Consider the following 17,709-nt stretch of genomic DNA (forward strand, 5'->3'; position numbering starts at 1 on the left):
GGCAGCCGACAAGGGGGTGAACGGTTTCGACTCCGTGAGTTGATCCAAGAGAAGCGTGCCGGTGCAGGCGGGAGACCACCGAAAGCGTCGCCGTGAACAAATAAGCGCCGACAAGAGTCAGCGCGAGTTCGCCCTCGCTGCCTGAGCGAGGAGCAACTCTGTCGGACCGGGTACGCCTCCGACCCGGAATCCGGCATCGACAAGGAGGCTGCACCATCAGGACCGGTCGCGGGGCCTGGTGGGACATCCAACAGCGACTGGGCTCGTCACCTCGGCTAGTTCGCGAGACCGAGGGAGCCAAGTAGCGGCATAGCGGACTGCGCACGGAGAAGTCTTGGTGAAGCGACGGAGGACCCGGGTTCGATTCCCGGCACCTCCACGAGGCGGCGGGTGCTGCTCACCGCGGCTGCGGGTTCGCCGGTGCCCGTCGTATTAGTTGCGGGGGCCGAGCCCCCGCAGGCCCCCACGGTGCGGTGGTCGGCTTTTGTCGGCTCCGCACCGTTTTGTTGTTGGTGGCTTGGTCGTGGACCAGCCTTCGGAAATGGCAGCTGCCTGGAGCCGGTGGCGAAATCGGAGTCCGGCGTGTCCGCACCGTGTTCGCCTTTTCCGATCGACGTGGGCGTCGTCCGTACCGCCATGGTCGCTGAACAATGCGGGCGGTTTACAAGGCAATGTCAGGGTTTTGACGGCTCGCGGTTCTCCAGCGATGCCGCCGCTTCTTCGCAGAGCTCTCGGATTCGGCCGCGTGGGAGTTCGATCAGCGTGGCCTCGAGCAGATCGGGGCGCCGTGCGGTGAGCTGGATGCGTTCCCGCGCCGCGTTCTTCGTCATCGGCCCTCGCGCCGAGTCGCGGCTGAACCGGACCAGCCCGTCGCGCCACACGTTGCCGATCTTGCCGTGCGCCCGGTCCAGCAACTGGCGGGTCAGCCGCGCGGAAGGAGCGCCTACCAGCGCGGCTTCGACGAGCGCGTAGCGGGAATCCGGCTCGTTGCGGCGGAATCGCAGCGCGTACTTGTCCGCGATGAGGTCGCCCAACTCCCGCCGAGCCGTTTCGCCTGCGACGTCGGGGTGCTCGCCGGGCACCAGCAGGACGACTCGTTCGGCGTTGACCGCCAGCAAGACGCGCAGCAACCACGGACCGGGGTCTGCGGAGAGGTCGGCTGCGACGGCGAACGAGGGCTGCCTGGTGATCGCGGCGGGCAGCCCGCTCGACATCAGCGTGCCGAGCCGCACGTGGCCGATGTTGCCGAACGAGGGCTGCCACCCGTCGGCCAGCACCGCGAGCGGCAGGTCCTGCTCGCCGGTGGCGGCCGTGCGCAGTGCTTCGATCGTCGGCTCGTCGAGTGCGGCGTTCGCGCCTTCCAGGGATTGCGCGCCATGGGTGTAGATGTTCGGTGCGGACGACCGCGCCGGGGCGTCGAACGCCTTCCACGTCCGCGAGGTCGGCCTGCACACGTACAGGTCGCTGGCGCTGCCCACGGCCTGGGCGCCAGCGTAGCTGTTGAAGTCCGGCAGGATCGCTTCGTAGACCAGGTGCAATTCCTGGATCGCCCGCTGGACCTTCAACCCCAGCGTCGGCTGCCGCTCCCCGAAGCCGTAGGCCAGCACCAGCCGTCCCAGCTCGCGGTCCCGGAGCGACGCCAGGCCGCGGGAGAGGAACAACGCCACGCCCTCGGGCGTGTAAGGCGGATCGGTGATCAGCAGGTCCGCGGATTCCTTGGCAGCGCTCGGGAAACCGAACCGGAAATCCGCGAACAGGCAGCGGATGTTCAGCCCGCGCCGCCGCGCCTGCTCGTCGATGAACTCCAGGATCCGCTCGTCCACGTCGACGACGGTGATCGCGACACCGGTGTTCACCTGCGCCACCGCCAGCGACGTCAGGTCGTGATCGCCCGCGCAGAGCAACTGCGCACCGGACAGGTCGAACGTCGCGTCCAGCCACAACGCGCGCCGCACCACCGTTTCCGCGGTCGCCGAAACGTGGTCCAGCGCTTGCCGTCCCCGCGGAGCCGCCGCGATCAGGCGATCCATCTCGTCGATCGTCGATCGGTGCCGTTCCAGCGCGGGCGCCAGCGGATCGGCCAGCCGGACTCGCCGCAACTGCTGGTAGCCGAACCGCTCCCGGTAGCTTTCCGCGCGATCCGGACGCAGGCGGATGCCGTCTTCGCCGGTGATCAGGTCGGGGCCGACCGCTTCCAGCACCGCCTCGACGCCGCGGCGGGATACCGCGGAGAGCCGGACCAGCGACGCCAGCGTGTGCGGGCCTTCCGTCAGCAGCGCGATGATCTCGCGCAACGGACGCGCGTGCGCACCGGCCGCCGACACCAGCTGTTCCGCGTTCTCCAGTGCGTCGCGGGCAGGCGCTGAAGGCGTTTCGTCGGTGGGCACGGGCGTACTCTCCCACAGCGCGAATGCGCTGGTGGACCCTGGTTGTGCTGCGGTTCGGGCGTTCAGTCGACCAGTGCGTAACCGTTCTCGAGACCTTCGCGGAGCCAGTTCTCGACGGTGCCCGTCCGATCGGTTACACGGGTTTCGCCGAGCAGCTCCGGATCGATGATTCCCGCTTCCACCGGGCACGGCGCGGCGGTCCCGCGGCTCATCGCCTCGACAATGGAAGGGCGGGCGGTGCTCAGCTCGGCACGTACCAGGCGGCGCGCTCGACCGGACGCGGATCGTTTACCACTGCGGATTCTTCGGCGAAGCGCATGGTGCGCCGTTGCGGGGGCACGTGCTGCGGCCATCCGGGATCTCCGTTCGTGGCGAAGGAAATCCACGCCGAGTGCATCGCCCGGGCCAGTTCCGCCGGTGCTTCCGGCTCGCCCAGCAGCTTCTCGGGGCCGTGCAGCTCGGGGTCGTGCGCGCGGTCGAACACGAACGGCAGCTCGACGCCGTGCGACGCGCCCAGCTGCCCCTCCAGCGCCGGGGACGGCCAGGCGAACTCGTAGCGGTAGGTCGCTGCCGGGTGCGCGGAGTGCGCGTCGGCGAGGCTGCGGCTGCCCGCGCCGAACACGCCGTCGCTCCAGATCGCCGAGCGGAGTTCGCCCGCGGAGGCGCCCGGTCGTTGCTCGCGGTAGGCGGCGATCAGCCGATCCGGGTCGGGATGTGCTTGCGCCGCAACCACTCGCACATCGTCCATTGTGGACTTCTGGTCGGCCAGGTAGAGGTTGGCCTCCTCCTCGGTGGTGCCGACGATCAGATCGACGTCGCACCCGGCTCCGGTGGCGAGAACCTCCGCGGGCGGCCGTTCCAGCACCGGCCCGAGCCGGGAGATGCCGAGGAACGGATCAGCCCGCCCATGCACCCGAGGGTCCACCGGCGCCAAAGCGCCCAGCGCAGCCAGCAGGCGCTCATCCGGGATCTCCGGGATGTCGTCCCGCCGGACTCCGAGATCGCGGGCCAGCGCCGAGCTCAGGAGTTCTGCCTGCGCCGGGGCGAACGAGCCGGTACCCGAGCCGCTCTGGCTGATCGCGCGGCGGAAAAGCCCGCGTGCGGCCGGATCGGCGAGGGCCGCCGCGGTGATCATCGCGCCCGCGGACTGACCGAACAGCGTCACGTTGTCCGGATCCCCGCCGAACGCGCTGATCTCTTCCTGCACCCATTGCAGGGCCATCAGCACGTCGAGCAAACCGCGGTTGTCCGGCCGTCCCGGCACCGAGAGCCAGCCCGGCACGCCGAGCCGGTAGTTCAGCGTCACCAGCACCACGCCGTCGCGGGCGAACGATTCGCCGTCGTAGAGCGATCCCCGCGCCGACCCGGCCACGAAACCGCCGCCGTGCACGAAGACCATCACCGGTAGCCCGCGGGTCGCCGCGTCCGGGGTCCACACGTTCACCGTGAGGTGGTCGTCGCCGCGCACCCATCCCGGGCCCAGGAACGGGCGCATGTCGAGCCGGCCGAGCCGGTGCTCGGGCATCGGAGCCGTCGGACCCGGGCGGGTCGCGTCCCGCACTCCGTCCCAGCCGGGGTGCGGTTGCGGCGCGGCGAAGCGGGCGGTGGGCGGCGCGGCGTAGGGGATCGCGGAGAACGCATGTCCGGAACCGCACCGCCGCCCGCGCACGGAGCCCTTCGACGTGCCCACGATCATGCTTGCCTCCGTTTCGGGCGGGGAAGGCCGCCGGTTCGTCGCGGATCGGTCACCACACCGGCCGATGCGCGTTGTGACCACTGTGGACGGTTAGGTCGACGTCGCCCGCCGATGCTAGCGACGACGCTCCGAGTCGGTCGGAGAGCGGATGCGCCTCGGTTCGGCGGGCCCGCTTCCGCGCACCGGATTTCGCGGAAACGCGGTTGCAGCGAGCGTTCGCGGGATAACGTGCCGGATCGTGCAGCAACCTCAGTGGCAGAACCAGCAACCGGGTGGAGCAGTGCCGCCGCAGCAGCAAGCTCTGGCCCAGCCGTCCGCCCGGCCCGTGCCCGTGCTCGTCGCGACCGTGTTCGGCGGCGCGATCGCGCTGGCCCTGTTCGGCCTGGCGGCCTACACCCTCATCGTCGGCTGGAGCGGCGCGAGCGGCGGCGGAGAGATCGTCGTGCTCCTGCTGGCCTTCATCATCGCGGGCGTCGGAGTGCTCTACGGCCTCGGCGCCGCGGCGCTGCTGCACTCGAAGTTCCCGAATCCCGCGCCGATGAAGCTGGCTGCGACGGGCACGGCGCTCATCGTCGCGTTCGGAGCCACCCGCGCGGCCCGCGTGCACACCGACGGCCCCGGTGTCGCCGGTCTCGTCGGTTGGGTGGTGATGGGATTGGTCGTGATCACGCTGCTGGTGCTGCTTTCCCGCCCATCGGTCAAGCAGTGGGTGCAGGCGACGCAAGCGCACTCCCGCAGCCTTGGTCACGTGCCCAAACGCGGACCGCGCTGAGCGTTCCGCCGGGTCACTCGTCCTCCTGCTCCAACGCGCCGATCCAGAGGTGGTCCCTGGCGCGGGTCGCGGCGACGAGCAGCTGGCGCTGCAAGGTTTCCAACTCGTCCCGGTGGTAGGAGATGGGACGGCGCTCGTCGGGCAGGAACACCGCGCGGAACTCGCTGCCCTTGGCCCGGTGCAGCGTGCCCACCCGGATGCCGCCGTCCGGCGAGCCGTCCCAGTCCTCCAGCCGGACCACCGGAAATCCGTTGCGGCGCAACACTTCCACCCACTCCTGGGCGGCCGCGTTGGTGCGGGTGATCAACGCGGTCTCCGCGGTCTCGTCGAGTTCGCGCAGCGCGCTCAGCACCGCCTCGTGCTGTTCGGTGCCGTTCCACCGCACGACCTGCCCGCCGGAGAGCACCGGCAGCGCCCTGCGGAGGTTCACGGCAGGCCCGCCGTCGAGGTCGTCGAAGCGGTTCACCGCGTCCAGTTCGGAAGCGGCCTCCACGATCGCCGCCCGGTTGCGGTAGTTGCGCCGAAGCACTTCGCCCCGCCCGCGCAGCGAGATCCCGGCCTCGGAAAGCCGCCAGCCACCGGCGAAGACCTGCTGCTGCCCGTCGCCAACAAGCAGCAGCTGGTTCGGCCCGGAGCCGCTGATCGCGTGCACCAGCCGCAGCCCGACCAGCGCGAGGTCCTGCACCTCGTCGACCACGACCGCGGAATAGTTGCGCGGCAACGGTTCCCGGCCCAGCTCGTCCAGCGCCCGGATCAGCACGTCGTTGTGGTCGTAGATCCCGCGCTCGCACAGCTCGCGCTCGTACTCGCAGTAGAATTCCCAGACGTGCGCCCGGAAACCGGTGCTTAGCCGACCGCCCCGGCCGCGCCGCGGCGCGGCCCGGTACGCCTCCAGGGTGCCCAGGCCGCGGCCCTTGATCACCCGGTCTATCTCGTCCTTCCAGTAGAGCCGGGACGGACGCGCGTTGGCCAGCGGACCGCGGCGCCCGGAACGCTCCCAGACCGCGGTGAACGCCGCCTCCACCGCGCGATCGTCCACAGTGGTCTCGCGGCCGCGTTCGGCGAGCAGTTCCCGCGCCCAGGAGTGCAGGTTGCGGAACTGGACCCGGTGCGCCACCTGCGGTGCCAGCGCGTGGAACTGCTCGCGCACCAGCTTCGGCAGGCCGCTCAAGTGCGTGGTGAACAGCAACTCGCCGGTGCTGCGCCGCGCCAGGTACGCCAGCCGGTGCAGCGCCAGCACCGACTTGCCGGTGCCCGCGGGACCGGTGATCCGCGCCGGGCCGCTGTACTGCCTGCGCACCGCGCCGAGCTGCACGTCGTCCAGGAACAGCCGCCAATCCTGGAACGGGCCGCGCACCGCCGCGTCGAGCCGCTCCTGGCGCAGCTGCCGCACCTCGAACAACCCGGAGTCGCGGCCCGAGGAACCCAGCTGCCCGGCGCCGCGCGGCCGCGGGATGCGGTGCGGGTTCCAGGCGATCGGGGTCAGGTCGAACGTGCGGGTGTCCAGGTGCCGGGCCGCGGCCAGCGCGTCCGCCGGGTCCAGCGCGGTCTCCGCGGGCAGCAGCACCCGGTCCAATTCGGACTCGGTGATCGCCGTGTGCTCGCCGCGGTTGCCGGTCTCCGAATAGCCCGCCGGGTGCACCACGACCGCGCGCAGCGCCGCCTCGGTGAGCAGGCCGTGCGGCGTCGCCAGGCCCGCGAGCAGCTCCGCGGTCCACACGAACGCCGCGCGGGTCGCTTCCCAATGCGGCTCGTCGTCGCGCAGCAGCACCACCAGCACGCCGCCAGGGCCGACCAGCACCACGTCCGGCCGGTTGTCCGGGGTGTGCGGCGCGAACTGGTTCAGCAGCGTGTACCAGCCGGTGCCGTGTTCCGCGGCGAACCGTTCGAGCACCCGCTTCTGCCACGTGGGCAACGGTGGGCGGGCACGCAATTGCGCATCGGCTTCGCGGCGCAGGCGCTCCCGGCCGTGATCGTGTGTCCCGGTCACGTTGTACTCCCCGACTTCAGCACGCAGTGCTCGTTCGACATTAGAGCTTTCCGGCGCGATTTCGAGGGCCGCGAGCGCGCGTCACCTTAATGTCGCAGGCGAGCCGCATTCCGGTGGCCTCCACAATGGAAGGCGTGGACCCGCTGCACGATCCCGACGACGAAGCGCTGCTCGACCCGCGGCAAGCGCGTGACCTGGCCGGACTGGTGGAGACCGCGCAACTGGCCTCCGGTGCGATCCGCTACGGCCGGATCGGCCGCATCGGCGCGGCGAACGCGGTGCTCAACCCGGAAAACCCGCTGACCAGCGCGAATCACGCCTGCGGGCTGTGGGGGACGCTGGCCGAGGTAGCCACGACGCTGCTCCGGCTGGAGCAGTCGTTCGCCGATGCGGGGCGTTCCGAAGCGGTGGTCTACGCCTCGCCGTCCACCGTCGTCGAGATCGAAGGCATCGCCGACGACGCCGGATGGCGCGCCGTGCAGGAGAACATGGCTCAGCTGCACCGTTCTCGGACGACGGTGACGGTGTCCACCGAGCCCGCGCTGGACGGCGACCTGCGCGGCATCGCCGAGCTGATCGCCGACGACGCCGGGCTGAGCGGTTCCGGCGAGCAGCGCCTGGCCCGCTCGCTCGGGCACCGGGTGGACGATCCGCGCTGCGTGCTGCGGGTGCTGCGGGATGCGGAGGCGGACCGGCTCGCCGGATTCGCACAAGGGTTCACCGAGCGGGGCATCGGGCTCGTCGAACACGTGGTGGTGCGGCCGGGCCGCAGGCGCCGGGGCGCGGGCAGCTCGCTGGCGACCGAGGTCGTCGACGAGCTCTACGCGCGCGGCGCCCGGCTGATCGCCGGGCACGGCGAGGAAGGCGGTGCCGCCGAACGGTTCTCCGAAGCCTGCGGGTTCGAGCCCGCCTACCCCGTCACCGCCTACGCGCGGCGGGTCGACGAGCTGCTGGACTGATGTGTCCACCCACCCCGATCGGGGTATGTCGTCGTTGGCGCTGACGACCGCGGCGCCGGAATCCGTGGCTAGGTGGGTGAGCACGAATGACGGCGACGATGCGGCTGCCCAAGCCGGTGGCCGAGACCTGGGAGTGGCAGCTGCAGGCGGCCTGCCGGGACCTGAGCACCAGCAAGTTCTTCCACCCCGAGAACGAACGCGGCAGCGCCCGCAGCAACCGGGAGGAGCAGGCCAAGCAGATCTGCCGGCGCTGCCCGGTGATGCTGGCCTGCCGTGAGCACGCCTTGGCCGCGCAGGAGCCCTACGGGGTCTGGGGCGGTCTCGGCGAGCGCGAACGGCAGGACCTGATCGCGAAGCGGATGACTCCGCAGCAGCGCACCGCGGCGTGATCGCCATGTGCACCGGCGTTCCCGGCCACCGGCTCCAGGAGCAGGACCTGCTCCGCGAGCTGGCGCGACTGCACAGCACTCGGCACGACACGTTCCTGCACGGCGCACCGGACGCCCTGCGCGAGCACACCGCGCGGGAGTTCGAACTGGAGCAGGAATACCTGCGACGGCACCCGGACCGGGAGGTGGACCCGCGCCGGACCCGCGAGGGTGCGAGAGGAGGCCAGCTTCATGGCTAGTGGGCCGCAGCCGCAATCCCCGTCGTTGCGATCGGTTCCGACCGGCAAGCCGCGCATCGTGATCGTCGGCGGCGGCCACGCCGGGCTGAACATCGCGCTGCGGCTGCAGAAGCAGCTCGCCGACGGCGAGGCCCGGGTGACGCTGATCGACCCGCAGTCGCACATGACCTACCAGCCGTTCCTGCCGGAAGCCGCGGCAGGCTCCATCGAACCCCGGCACGTCGTGGTGCCGCTGCGCGAGACGCTGCGCCGCAGCGAGGTGCTCACCGCGCAGGTCACCTGCATCGACCACGAACAACGCGAACTGACCGCGACGCTGGCCGACGGCTCCGAGGAGCACTTGACCTACGACGTGCTGGTCGTGGTGCCCGGCTCGATCTCCCGCGCGCTGCCGATCCCCGGGCTCGGGGAGCGCGGCGTGGGCTTCAAGACCATCGGCGAGGCCATCTACCTGCGCAACCACGTGCTTTCCCGGCTGGACATCGCGGCCAGCACCTCGGACGTGAAGCTGCGCAGGCGGCTGCTGACGTTCATGTTCATCGGCGGCGGCTACGCGGGCATCGAGGCCATCGCGGAGCTGGAGAGCATGGCCCGCGAGGCGGTCAAGCACTACCGCTCGCTGCGCCCCGAGGACATGCGCTGGATCATGGTCGAGGCGATGGACCGGATCATGCCCGAGGTCAGCGCGCCGATGGGGGAGTACACCCGGCGCCGCCTGGAGGAGCGCGGCATCGAGGTGAAGCTGAACACCACCGCGAAAACGCTGGAAGGCGGGCACGTGGTGCTCTCCGACGGCGACGAGTTCGACGCGGACACCATCGCCTGGACCGCCGGGGTCAAACCGCATCCGATGCTGGAGGACTCCGACCTGCCCCGGGACAGCAAGGGCCGGGTCTCGTGCACCACGAAACTCCAGGTCAGCGGCACCCACGATGTCTTCGCAGCCGGTGACTGCGCCGCCGTGCCGGACTTGACCAGCGACGATCCGGACGCGCTGTGCGGCCCGTCGGCCCAGCACGCGGTGCGGCAGGCGAACACGCTCGCGGACAACGTCCTGGCGCTGCTGCGCGGGCACGAGCTGCGCGACTACCGGCACCGCTACGCAGGGTCCGTCGCCGGACTGGGCCTGTTCCAAGGTGCCGCCGAGGTGTACGGGATCAAGCTCAAGGGCCTGCCCGCGTGGCTGCTGCACCGCGTCTACCACCTGGCGAAGATCCCGACCGCCTCGCGCAAGCTCCGGATCCTCGGCGACTGGCTGATGGAGCTGCCGCTGCGGCGGCAGACCGTGGCGCTCGGCGAACTGCACGACCCGCGCGCCGAATTCGTCCGCGCCGCCAACACCCGCGGACTGCCCAGCGAACACGGGAGGGCGGGTTGAAGCGCCGATGAGCGCCGAACCGTACGTCCCCGCCCGCGCACGACTGCCCGGCCTGCGAAAAGCGGTGCAGTCGTGCGCGGGCTGCGCTCTGCACCGGGACGCCACGCAAGCCGTGTTCGGCAGCGGTTCGGAATCCGCGCGGCTGGTACTCGTCGGCGAACAACCCGGTGACCAGGAGGACCGCAAGGGACAACCATTCAGCGGCCCGGCTGGCGGCCTGCTCGACCGTGCCCTGGAACGCGCGGGAATCGACCGCGACGATGCCTACGTCACCAACGCCACCAAGCACTTCAAGTTCTCCCGGCAGCGCGGCAAGCGCCGCATCCACCAGAAACCCAACCGCAGCGAGGTGGCGGCCTGCTGGCCGTGGCTGGCCGCCGAACTCCGCGTCGTTGACCCGGACCTGGTGGTGTGCTTGGGCGCCACCGCCGCGCAAACCCTGCTCGGCACGACGTTCCGGCTCACCCGCTCCCGCGGCCGCCTCGTCGATCTGCCCGAGTCGGCACTCGCCGGCCACCGTCACGGCCCGGCCCGCGCGCTCGCCACCATCCACCCGTCGGCCGTGCTGCGCGCCGACGACTCCGAGACGGAACTGGAAGGGCTGGTCAACGACCTACGAGTGGCCGCGGAAGCACTCGCGCCGACCCCCGGGTGATCAAGTCGGCCCCCCGTGCTCGGGGCCTCGGCGGGCTGTTGTACGGTATGCAGGCACGCGGTGAACGGGACATCAAACCCCCGGGAAACCGCACCAACCGAACAAGGGGCTGTGGCGCAGCTGGTAGCGCACTTGACTGGCAGTCAAGGGGTCACGGGTTCGAATCCCGTCAGCTCCACCAAGGGTTCTGACCCTGATCTGACCAGCGGTTTTGTTTGGCCGCTGGTCTTTTTGTCTTTCTAGCTAACCCAAGGTGCCGTGCTCAGGTCCTCAGCGTGGGCGTGGGCGGGGGTGGCCTTGTGCAGGTCCGGGCCTGGTCGGTGCGGTTGATCCCGGTGCCCGGCTTATTGGTGCCGGCGTCGGCAGCCCGCAGCGGACCGCGGGCCGCGCGACTTGGGTCCAGCAGCCCTCGTATGAACGCCACCCCGGCCCTGCCACGACTCGAGCAGCGCTCGCAGGACGGGCGCCGAGTCTGCGTCGGACGGTTGGCAGCATGCCTCCGTCGACAGAGATGGCGACGCCGGTGAGGTAGGAGGCGAGGAAGGCGATCAGTTCTGCGGTTCCTCCGGCTGCCCGGGGCGGCCGAGCGGGGCGGCAAGGCGCCGGTGGAACTCCTTGCGGATGGTGTCCAGGTCGCGGCCGGTGGTTTCGGCTTCGTGCAGCAGGCTGGCTTCGACGGCGCCGGTCTCGATGACGCCGGGCATGACCGCGGGCACGCGCACGCCGTGCGGGCCGCAGGCGTGGGCGAGGATCTTGCTGCAGGAGTTGAGGGCGGCGTAGGGGTGCCGCACGATCGCGGTCCTTCGGCGCAGACCGGCTTGGCCGCCGAGACGGAAAAGGCGCCGCTCCACTGGTGTCGAACAAGACGTTGGGCGAGAAATTCCCCGGACGGCCGAGTCGTTGTCGAGAATCCCGACTTGGCTGCGGGCGTCGAGATCGATCCGCCCCGGTTGTTTCCAGGAATGCGGAAATGTTGCGGCGCGACGCGCAATTGTTCGGTGGTTCGACGGATTCCGCATTCACGCTGTTGGTGGTGTGCGGTCTGGTAGGGCGCGGGTAGCTTGACGAGTTGTACCGGGGGTCGAAATTTGGGGGTGCGGTGCATCATCGGAACGCGAGTGGGCGCGCAGTGATCGAAAGGTTCACCTCGATCGCCGCCAGGTTCTCGGACGCGGTCGCCGTACGGGATTCGGGTGGCGCGGAACTCACCTACAACGAGCTGTACGAGAACGCTCAGGACCTGGCCGACGAACTGCTTCGCGCGGACGTCGATCCAGCGGGGCTGATCGCGGTGGACATTCCTTCCGGCATCGATTCCACTATCGCGTTCGTCGCGGTCTGGCTGCTCGGCGGGGCTTACCTTCCGCTGGCTCGTTCCGGTCCTTCCGCGCGGAACGAGCGGATCATCGCGGATGCCGCTCCGCAGGCCGTCCTGACCCTGGCCGGGGACGACTCGGCTGCACCGCTGCTGTGCGGGAAGTACGCGCTCGAGCTGCGACCGGGCTCCCGACGGCCGACGGCGGGTACGGCCTACGTCATCTACACCTCGGGGACCACGGGCGTGCCGAAAGGTGTCCCGGTTTCGCAGCGGAACCTGACCGCGTTGTTCGATGCGGTCGCGCCCTGGTTCGACGTCGGGTTGGCCGACCGGTGGCTGGTGTTCCACTCGCCCGCTTTCGACTTTTCGGTGTGGGAATTGTGGGGCGCGTTGAGCACCGGAGGAACCGCGGTGATCCCGGACGGCTGGACCGTCCGGGATCCGCACCGGTGCGCGGAACTGATCCGGCGCGAGGGGATATCCGTGCTGAGCCAGACACCGACGGCTTTCCGGGAGCTGTCGCCGGAACTGTGCGCGGGAAATCCCGGGAGCCTGCGAATCCGGTACGTGGTGTTCGGCGGGGAGCGGCTGCAAGCGGGCCTGCTCGCGAAGTTCCGGGAAATCTCGCCGGCAGTGCTGTACAACATGTACGGAATCACGGAGGTCACCGTGCACGCCACGATCCGCCGGATATCCCTGAACGACATCGAATGCAACGGGCAGAACATCGGCGAGCCGCTGCCAGGATTCGCCGCCCGCGTCGTCGATGAGCACGACCAGCCGGTAACGCCGGGCAACGCGGGAGAGCTGCTGCTGTCCGGGCCGCAGGTGGTGGCGGGCTACCTCGGCCGGCCGGAGCTCACCGCGGAGAAGTTCACCGCCGCGTCCGGACGGGTGTTCTACCGCAGCGGCGACCTTGTGCGGTGGGAAGACGACGGGCTGGTGTACGTGGGCCGCAACGACGACCAGGTGAAGATTCGCGGGCACCGCATCGAACTGGGTGAGGTCGAGCGCGCGCTGCAAACCGTCCCGGAGGTCTCCGCGGCGGTCTGCGTCGCGCTGCGCGGGGACGGCGGAACCCGGCTCGCGTGCGGATACCTCACCGCAGGCAGCACCGAACTGCCCCGCAGAAGGTGGCGGCAGGCCCTCGCGGACCGGCTGCCCGCCTACATGATCCCGGAAGCGTTCACCCGCCTGGAAACGATCCCGCGAACAGACAACGGAAAGATCGACCGCGCAGCACTCGAGCAGATGTTCCGGAGGGCGCCGTGCAAGCCGATGCCATGAAGTCCGATGCCGCGAAAATCGAACGATCGGTCGTGGAGTGGCTCCGCGCCGAACTGGATGATCCCGAAATCACCGCCTCCGACAATTTCCTGGACGTTGGTGCGCATTCGCTCACCTTCGCCAAGCTCAACAGGTTCCTGAGCGATTCCTTCGGGGTCGCCCTGGAAGCGCGGGAAACCTACGAGGCCCCGCTGCACGAGGCCGTCGCAAACCGACGTTCCGTCGATCGACCAGCGCACCGGTAGGAGATTGCCGTGACCGAGAACCTCGACATCGACCACTCGCTGTCCGCTGCGGACGAGGAGTTCTTCCAGCGGAACGGCTACATCGGCCCGATCACCGTCTACACCCCCGAAGAAATGGACGAGATGTGGCGGACGGTCCGCAGGCAGACGCTGGACCGATCGCACGCGGCCTACCCGGAAGACGCCAGTTCCGGCGGAACGAACATCGCGAACTACGACCGCCACCTGGACATCGACCTGCTCGCGCAGCACGTCTGCAACGCGCGCATCGTCGATCGCGTCGCCTCGGTGCTGGGGCCGGACATCCTCTGCTGGCGCACCGAGTTCTTCCCCAAGTACCCGGGCGACGAGGGAACCGACTGGCACCAGGCGGACACCTTCGCCAACGCGAGCGGAAAGCCGCAGATCCTCTGGCCCGGCGAGTCCGAGGACGACTTCGGGGCGGGCACGATCACGGTGTGGACCGCGTTCACCGAGTCGACCCGGGAGAACGGCTGCCTGCAGATCATCCCGGGTTCCCAGAACAAGATGAACTACGACGAGACGAAGCGCATGGACTACAGCGAGTCCCGCATCAATGCCGAGCAGAAGGACGGGATCGCGCGGGGGTTCTTCGGATACGATTACCGGCAGCTGCAGATCGATCCGGACTGGACGCCCAACGAATCCGACGCCTTCTCGCTGGTGATGGAGAAGGGCCAGTGCGTCATCTTCTGGTCGACGCTGATGCACGCTTCGCTGCCGAACACGAGCGAGGGCAAGAACTATCGCATGGGCTTCGCCTCCCGATATGTGCCGACCAAGGTCCGCGTCTATCCGGACACCGACTCGGTGCAGGAGTACGGCGGGAGCATTCCGCTGGAGAACTACGGGGCCGTCGTGGCGCGCGGCGAAGACCGCTACGGGCACAACCGGATCGCCACCCGGACGCTGCGCGGGACGCCGTTCCGGACTCGAACCGCTTCTTGACGCGGCCCGGCCCGGTGCTGCGAAGCGCCGCGCGACCGTTAGACCATACGGTACGATCGGTGAAATGAACGATCCCGTGGTTCATCAACTCGCCGTGTACCTGGACGACACCTACGCGACCGAGGTCAGCACCACCGTCATCGCCGGCGCGCTGCACGACGAGCAGCGCTGTCTCGCCGTCCGGGACAACATCGTGCATCCCCAGGGCGGCGGCCAGCCGGCGGACATCGCGACGCTGAACGGGGCTGCGGCCTCGGTCGTCCGGGTGCAGCACGATCAGCCGCTGGTCGCGCTCGTGCCCGAGCTGCCTGCCGGGGAGCTGCCCGCGGTGGGCGAGCGGGTTTCCGTCGCGGTGGACCGGGCCGCCCGGCTCGAGCACGCCGCCCTGCACACCGCGGGTCACCTGGTGGATGCGGCCGTGCGCGCGCGGGATTACCGGCACATCGTCAGCAATCACTTTCCCGGCCAGGCCCGCATCGAGTTCGAGGCGGGCACGGCATTGGAAGACGCCGAGGAGTTCGTCGCCACGGTGCAGGCCGATGTGCACGCCGTGATCGACAAGGACCTGCCGGTCGAGGCGTACTGGGCGGACGGGCGCCGCTACGTGCGGATCGGCGAGTTCTCGCTGGACGAGTGCGCCGGCACGCACGTTTCGCACCTGGACGAACTCGGCGATCTGGTGGTCCGCTCGGCCAAGGTGAAGAAGGGACGGCTCAAGGTTGGCTACTCCGCGCGCTACCGCGAAGGGGCGGTCCGGCGGTAACGAAGCGTGGGCGGCCCGGCTCGGCCGTTCCGCATCGGCCGGGGACCTCGCGGTCGTCGGCGTCGCGGCGGTGTGGGGGTCGTCCTACGCGGTGATGCAGGCCGTCAACGCCACCGGCCTGTCCTTCCCGAACTTCCTCGCGCTGCGGTTCGCCGCGGCCGCGTTGCCGCTGCTGGTCTACGCGGTTCTCGCGCGGGTCCGGGTGAATCGGCGCGAACTGCGCCACGGGCTGCTCTACGGCGCGCTGCTGTTCACGATCCTGCTGCTGGAGACGTCGGGGGTGGCCTACACCAGCGCTGCCAACGCGGGGTTCCTGATCACCCTGTCGGTGATCCTGGTGCCGCTCTACAGCAGGGTGTTCGGCGGAGTGCGGCAGCGGCCCGCGATCTACGCGCTGTCGGCCGTAGCGCTGCTCGGGTGCGCAGCGTTGACGCTGGGGAGCTCCGGGGCACCGTTCGCGGTGCGGCCGGGCGATGGGCTGATCCTGGCGGCGGCTCTGGTGCGCGCTTACCAGATCTTCTCGTTCGGGCGGACCTCGAGCCATCGCGACTTCAACGTGCTGTCGGTGACGCTGGTCGAGGTCGTCGTGGTCGCCGCGCTGAGCCTTCTGGTGTCGCCGCTGTTCGGTCCGCTGCTGACCGAGCAGGTTTCCGCGATCACGCCGGGGGTGTGGGTGCTGATCGCGTACCTCGGCGTGCTGGGCACCGCGTTCGCGTTCGCGGCGCAGCTGTTCGCGGCTCGCCGGACCAGCGCCACGCGGGTCGCCATCATCATGTCCACCGAGCCGGTCTTCGCGGCGTTCTTCGCGATCGTCCTGCGCGGGGAGGGGCTGATGCTCATGCAGATCGTGGGCGGGGTGCTGATCGTCGTCGCGGCCGCGTTCGGGCGCCTGCTGGAGAACCGCGCGCAGGAGGCCGCGGCGTGACGCCGGCCGGTCGGCTTCCGGCTGTCGCGCTCATCCCACCTGCCTGCTGCGGCGCGGGCTACTTCCGCCGACTCCGCCGGGCGCTGGGGGCCGGGGTGGAGATCTGCGGAGTCGAGTTGCCCGGCCGCGGACGCCGGTACCGGGAACCCGCGCTGACCTCGGCTGAACGGGCTCTCCGGGACGTGCAAGCGCAGGTTCCGCACTCGGTGGGGGTGGTTTACGGCGAGAGCCTGGGCGCCTACATCGGCCTGGCGCTGCTCGCCGAGCGCGGCGTGCGGACCTGCCTGATCGCCGCGTCCAATCCGGCTCCGCGCACTCGCGACGACATCGATCTCGCGGGCATCGATTCGCTCGACGGCGCCGCCGCGATCCTGTCCCGGCTCGGCGGCGGTCCGCCTGCGGAGCTGGGGCAGGACCCCGCCGTCGCCGCGCAGGCGCACGCGCTGATCCGGAGTGATCTGCTGCTGTCGCAGGGATTCATCGAGCTGACCCGGCGGCTGGTGGTGGACGGGGACGTTCGCGTGCTCGCCGGTTCCGAGGACGGCGGGATGCAGCAGCCGGAGGCCTGGCAGCGGCACACCCGGGGTTCGTGCAGCACGGTTCGGCTGACGGGACCGCATCTGCTCTCCGGCGCGAATCCACGCGGTGTCGCCGATGCCGTCCTCGCAGTGCTGCGGGAACGGTGACGGTCATTGCCGCGCGGCGCTGTCCACGTGCAACGGCGAGGCGATCACGACGGTGATGTCGGCCGGGTCCGCACCGGTCGAGTACGTGTGCGGCTGATCGCCGGGGAAGGACAGGCAATCACCGGGAGCGAGATCCGCGAGATCGGCGTTCGCGCCCGCGCGGAGCTCACCCGAGGCCACGATGAGGCTTTCGATCGTTCCGGGCGCGTGCGGCGCACCCGTCGTTTCGTGTTCGGCCGGGATCCGGAGCCGCCAGATCTCGACCGAGTAGCTGCCGTGCAGGCGCCGCAGCAGTTCGCGCGTGGGGCCGTCCGGATCGCCGGGCGTGCCGGGCACTTTCACGGACGTTTCGGTGCTTTGGAAGCTCACGAGGTCGGCCAGCGGCAGCGCCAGCGCCACCGCCAGCGCGTCCAAGGTGCCGATCGTGGGGTTGCCGCTGCCGGCTTCGATGCTGGAAAGCGCCGCTTTGCTGATGCCTGCGCGACGGGCCAGCTCGGCACTGGTGAGGCCGCGGGCGCTGCGGATGCGCTTGACGTGCGCGCCGATCGCGCGGCCCGTCGAGCGCGACACCGGATCGCCTTGGGCCTGCGTCACAATCCCTCCCGCGCACCGTGCTCGCAATGCAGTTCGACGCGCGGAGCGTAGCAACCGGTCCCGGCGCACACCGGAAACCGCCGCGTCGACGGGCTCATGGCCTGCCGCGGGGATGCGTGCAGCAGCACCAGCCCGATCGCGTCGTGCCCGGCTGCGCCGACCGCGGTGGGAGCAATGTGCCGTGCAGCGACCAGTTCTCGCCGTCCCGGCTCCAGTGCAGGTAGTCGCGCTGCCACGGCCGCCGCGCGACCAGTCGCCGTTCGTGCAGCTCGTGCTGGGTTTCCCACGCTCTTCCGATGCCGTGCAGCGCGCGCTGGAGCAACATCATCGAGCCCTCCCTGTGTTCTTTAAAACGAACACACAGGAAGATATAACAGCCGATGTGCCGATGAAAGTCGCCCGGTCGCAGGCAACCACGTTCTTTCCGCGGCTCACGCGCACGCGCCGGCTCGGCGGC

19 protein-coding genes, 1 tRNA gene and 1 other RNA gene are annotated in these 17,709 nt (G+C 70.0%); 14 read left to right on the top strand and 7 right to left on the bottom strand.

Annotated features, from left to right (window positions below; genetic code table 11):
* Positions 1 to 12 precede the first annotated feature (12 nt).
* Positions 13 to 382, top strand: a transfer-messenger RNA (tmRNA) gene (gene ssrA, locus INP57_RS24255).
* Between the two features lie 292 nt (positions 383 to 674).
* Here ssrA and INP57_RS24260 read toward each other — a convergent pair.
* The 3 genes from INP57_RS24260 to INP57_RS24270 form a co-directional block, all read right to left on the bottom strand.
* Positions 675 to 2,387, bottom strand: a complete 1,713-nt coding sequence (locus INP57_RS24260; protein WP_200072649.1) for a bis-aminopropyl spermidine synthase family protein — start codon at positions 2,385 to 2,387, stop codon at positions 675 to 677.
* A gap of 62 nt (positions 2,388 to 2,449) precedes the next feature.
* Positions 2,450 to 2,599 carry a hypothetical protein gene (locus INP57_RS24265; protein WP_200072650.1) on the bottom strand — a complete coding sequence of 50 codons (150 nt, stop codon included), beginning with the start codon at positions 2,597 to 2,599 and terminating at the stop codon, positions 2,450 to 2,452.
* Positions 2,600 to 2,628: 29 nt separating this feature from the next.
* The gene (locus INP57_RS24270; protein ID WP_200072651.1) at positions 2,629 to 4,083 is read right to left on the bottom strand and encodes a carboxylesterase/lipase family protein; all 1,455 of its coding nucleotides are present in this window, start codon (positions 4,081 to 4,083) and stop codon (positions 2,629 to 2,631) included.
* Positions 4,084 to 4,321: 238 nt separating this feature from the next.
* Here INP57_RS24270 and INP57_RS24275 point away from each other — a divergent pair, with 238 nt between their 5' ends.
* Positions 4,322 to 4,855: a hypothetical protein gene (locus tag INP57_RS24275; RefSeq protein ID WP_200072652.1), complete on the top strand. Its 534-nt coding sequence runs from the start codon at positions 4,322 to 4,324 to the stop codon at positions 4,853 to 4,855.
* A 13-nt stretch (positions 4,856 to 4,868) separates the two neighbouring features.
* Here the strand turns inward: INP57_RS24275 and INP57_RS24280 are convergent, their stop codons facing one another.
* A complete protein-coding gene (locus INP57_RS24280) occupies positions 4,869 to 6,845 on the bottom strand; it encodes a UvrD-helicase domain-containing protein (protein ID WP_200072653.1) in 1,977 nt (658 codons plus the stop codon).
* 89 nt (positions 6,846 to 6,934) lie between these two features.
* Between INP57_RS24280 and INP57_RS24285 the strand changes: the two genes are divergently transcribed.
* The 6 genes from INP57_RS24285 (at position 6,935) to INP57_RS24310 (ending at position 10,646) form a co-directional block, all read left to right on the top strand.
* Positions 6,935 to 7,804: a GNAT family N-acetyltransferase gene (locus INP57_RS24285; protein WP_233628209.1), complete on the top strand. Its 870-nt coding sequence runs from the start codon at positions 6,935 to 6,937 to the stop codon at positions 7,802 to 7,804.
* 86 nt (positions 7,805 to 7,890) lie between these two features.
* A complete protein-coding gene (locus INP57_RS24290) occupies positions 7,891 to 8,193 on the top strand; it encodes a WhiB family transcriptional regulator (RefSeq protein ID WP_200072654.1) in 303 nt (100 codons plus the stop codon).
* A 5-nt stretch (positions 8,194 to 8,198) separates the two neighbouring features.
* On the top strand, positions 8,199 to 8,432 hold the full coding sequence (locus tag INP57_RS24295; RefSeq protein WP_233628227.1) for a DUF6158 family protein: 234 nt from the start codon (positions 8,199 to 8,201) through the stop codon (positions 8,430 to 8,432).
* Positions 8,425 to 9,810, top strand: a complete 1,386-nt coding sequence (locus INP57_RS24300; RefSeq protein ID WP_200072655.1) for an NAD(P)/FAD-dependent oxidoreductase — start codon at positions 8,425 to 8,427, stop codon at positions 9,808 to 9,810. The genes INP57_RS24295 and INP57_RS24300 overlap by 8 nt, the downstream gene beginning before the upstream one ends.
* Before the next feature lie 7 nt (positions 9,811 to 9,817).
* Positions 9,818 to 10,465, top strand: a complete 648-nt coding sequence (locus tag INP57_RS24305) for a UdgX family uracil-DNA binding protein (protein ID WP_200072656.1) — start codon at positions 9,818 to 9,820, stop codon at positions 10,463 to 10,465.
* A 105-nt stretch (positions 10,466 to 10,570) separates the two neighbouring features.
* Positions 10,571 to 10,646 (top strand) — tRNA-Ala (locus INP57_RS24310).
* Between the two features lie 367 nt (positions 10,647 to 11,013).
* Here INP57_RS24310 and INP57_RS30430 read toward each other — a convergent pair.
* Entirely contained in the window at positions 11,014 to 11,256 is a 243-nt protein-coding gene (locus INP57_RS30430; RefSeq protein ID WP_200072657.1) for an SDR family oxidoreductase, read from the bottom strand.
* 338 nt (positions 11,257 to 11,594) lie between these two features.
* On the opposite strand from INP57_RS30430, the gene INP57_RS24320 reads away from it, so the two are divergent.
* From INP57_RS24320 to INP57_RS24345, 6 genes are all read left to right on the top strand, one after another.
* Positions 11,595 to 13,070 (top strand): amino acid adenylation domain-containing protein, encoded by a 1,476-nt coding sequence (locus INP57_RS24320; RefSeq protein WP_200072658.1) that lies wholly within the window; start codon positions 11,595 to 11,597, stop codon positions 13,068 to 13,070.
* Complete coding sequence (locus tag INP57_RS24325) at positions 13,052 to 13,315, top strand: acyl carrier protein (protein ID WP_200072659.1); 264 nt, start codon at positions 13,052 to 13,054, stop codon at positions 13,313 to 13,315. The genes INP57_RS24320 and INP57_RS24325 overlap by 19 nt, the downstream gene beginning before the upstream one ends.
* Before the next feature lie 9 nt (positions 13,316 to 13,324).
* Positions 13,325 to 14,284 carry a chlorinating enzyme gene (locus tag INP57_RS24330; protein WP_307850260.1) on the top strand — a complete coding sequence of 320 codons (960 nt, stop codon included), beginning with the start codon at positions 13,325 to 13,327 and terminating at the stop codon, positions 14,282 to 14,284.
* A gap of 64 nt (positions 14,285 to 14,348) precedes the next feature.
* Positions 14,349 to 15,047 carry an alanyl-tRNA editing protein gene (locus INP57_RS24335; protein ID WP_200072660.1) on the top strand — a complete coding sequence of 233 codons (699 nt, stop codon included), beginning with the start codon at positions 14,349 to 14,351 and terminating at the stop codon, positions 15,045 to 15,047.
* Positions 15,004 to 15,972: a DMT family transporter gene (locus INP57_RS24340; protein WP_200072661.1), complete on the top strand. Its 969-nt coding sequence runs from the start codon at positions 15,004 to 15,006 to the stop codon at positions 15,970 to 15,972. Before INP57_RS24335 ends, INP57_RS24340 begins: the two co-directional genes overlap by 44 nt.
* The gene (locus tag INP57_RS24345; RefSeq protein ID WP_200072662.1) at positions 15,969 to 16,658 is read left to right on the top strand and encodes a thioesterase II family protein; all 690 of its coding nucleotides are present in this window, start codon (positions 15,969 to 15,971) and stop codon (positions 16,656 to 16,658) included. The genes INP57_RS24340 and INP57_RS24345 overlap by 4 nt, the downstream gene beginning before the upstream one ends.
* 3 nt (positions 16,659 to 16,661) lie before the next feature.
* On the opposite strand, the gene INP57_RS24350 is transcribed toward INP57_RS24345, so the two are convergent.
* Complete coding sequence (locus INP57_RS24350) at positions 16,662 to 17,228, bottom strand: helix-turn-helix domain-containing protein (RefSeq protein WP_307850261.1); 567 nt, start codon at positions 17,226 to 17,228, stop codon at positions 16,662 to 16,664.
* A 118-nt stretch (positions 17,229 to 17,346) separates the two neighbouring features.
* Positions 17,347 to 17,580 carry a hypothetical protein gene (locus INP57_RS24355; RefSeq protein ID WP_200072663.1) on the bottom strand — a complete coding sequence of 78 codons (234 nt, stop codon included), beginning with the start codon at positions 17,578 to 17,580 and terminating at the stop codon, positions 17,347 to 17,349.
* Between the last annotated feature and the right edge of the window lie 129 nt (positions 17,581 to 17,709).

Source organism: Saccharopolyspora galaxeae, assembly GCF_016526145.1.
In the GTDB taxonomy this organism is placed as follows: domain Bacteria; phylum Actinomycetota; class Actinomycetes; order Mycobacteriales; family Pseudonocardiaceae; genus Saccharopolyspora_C; species Saccharopolyspora_C galaxeae.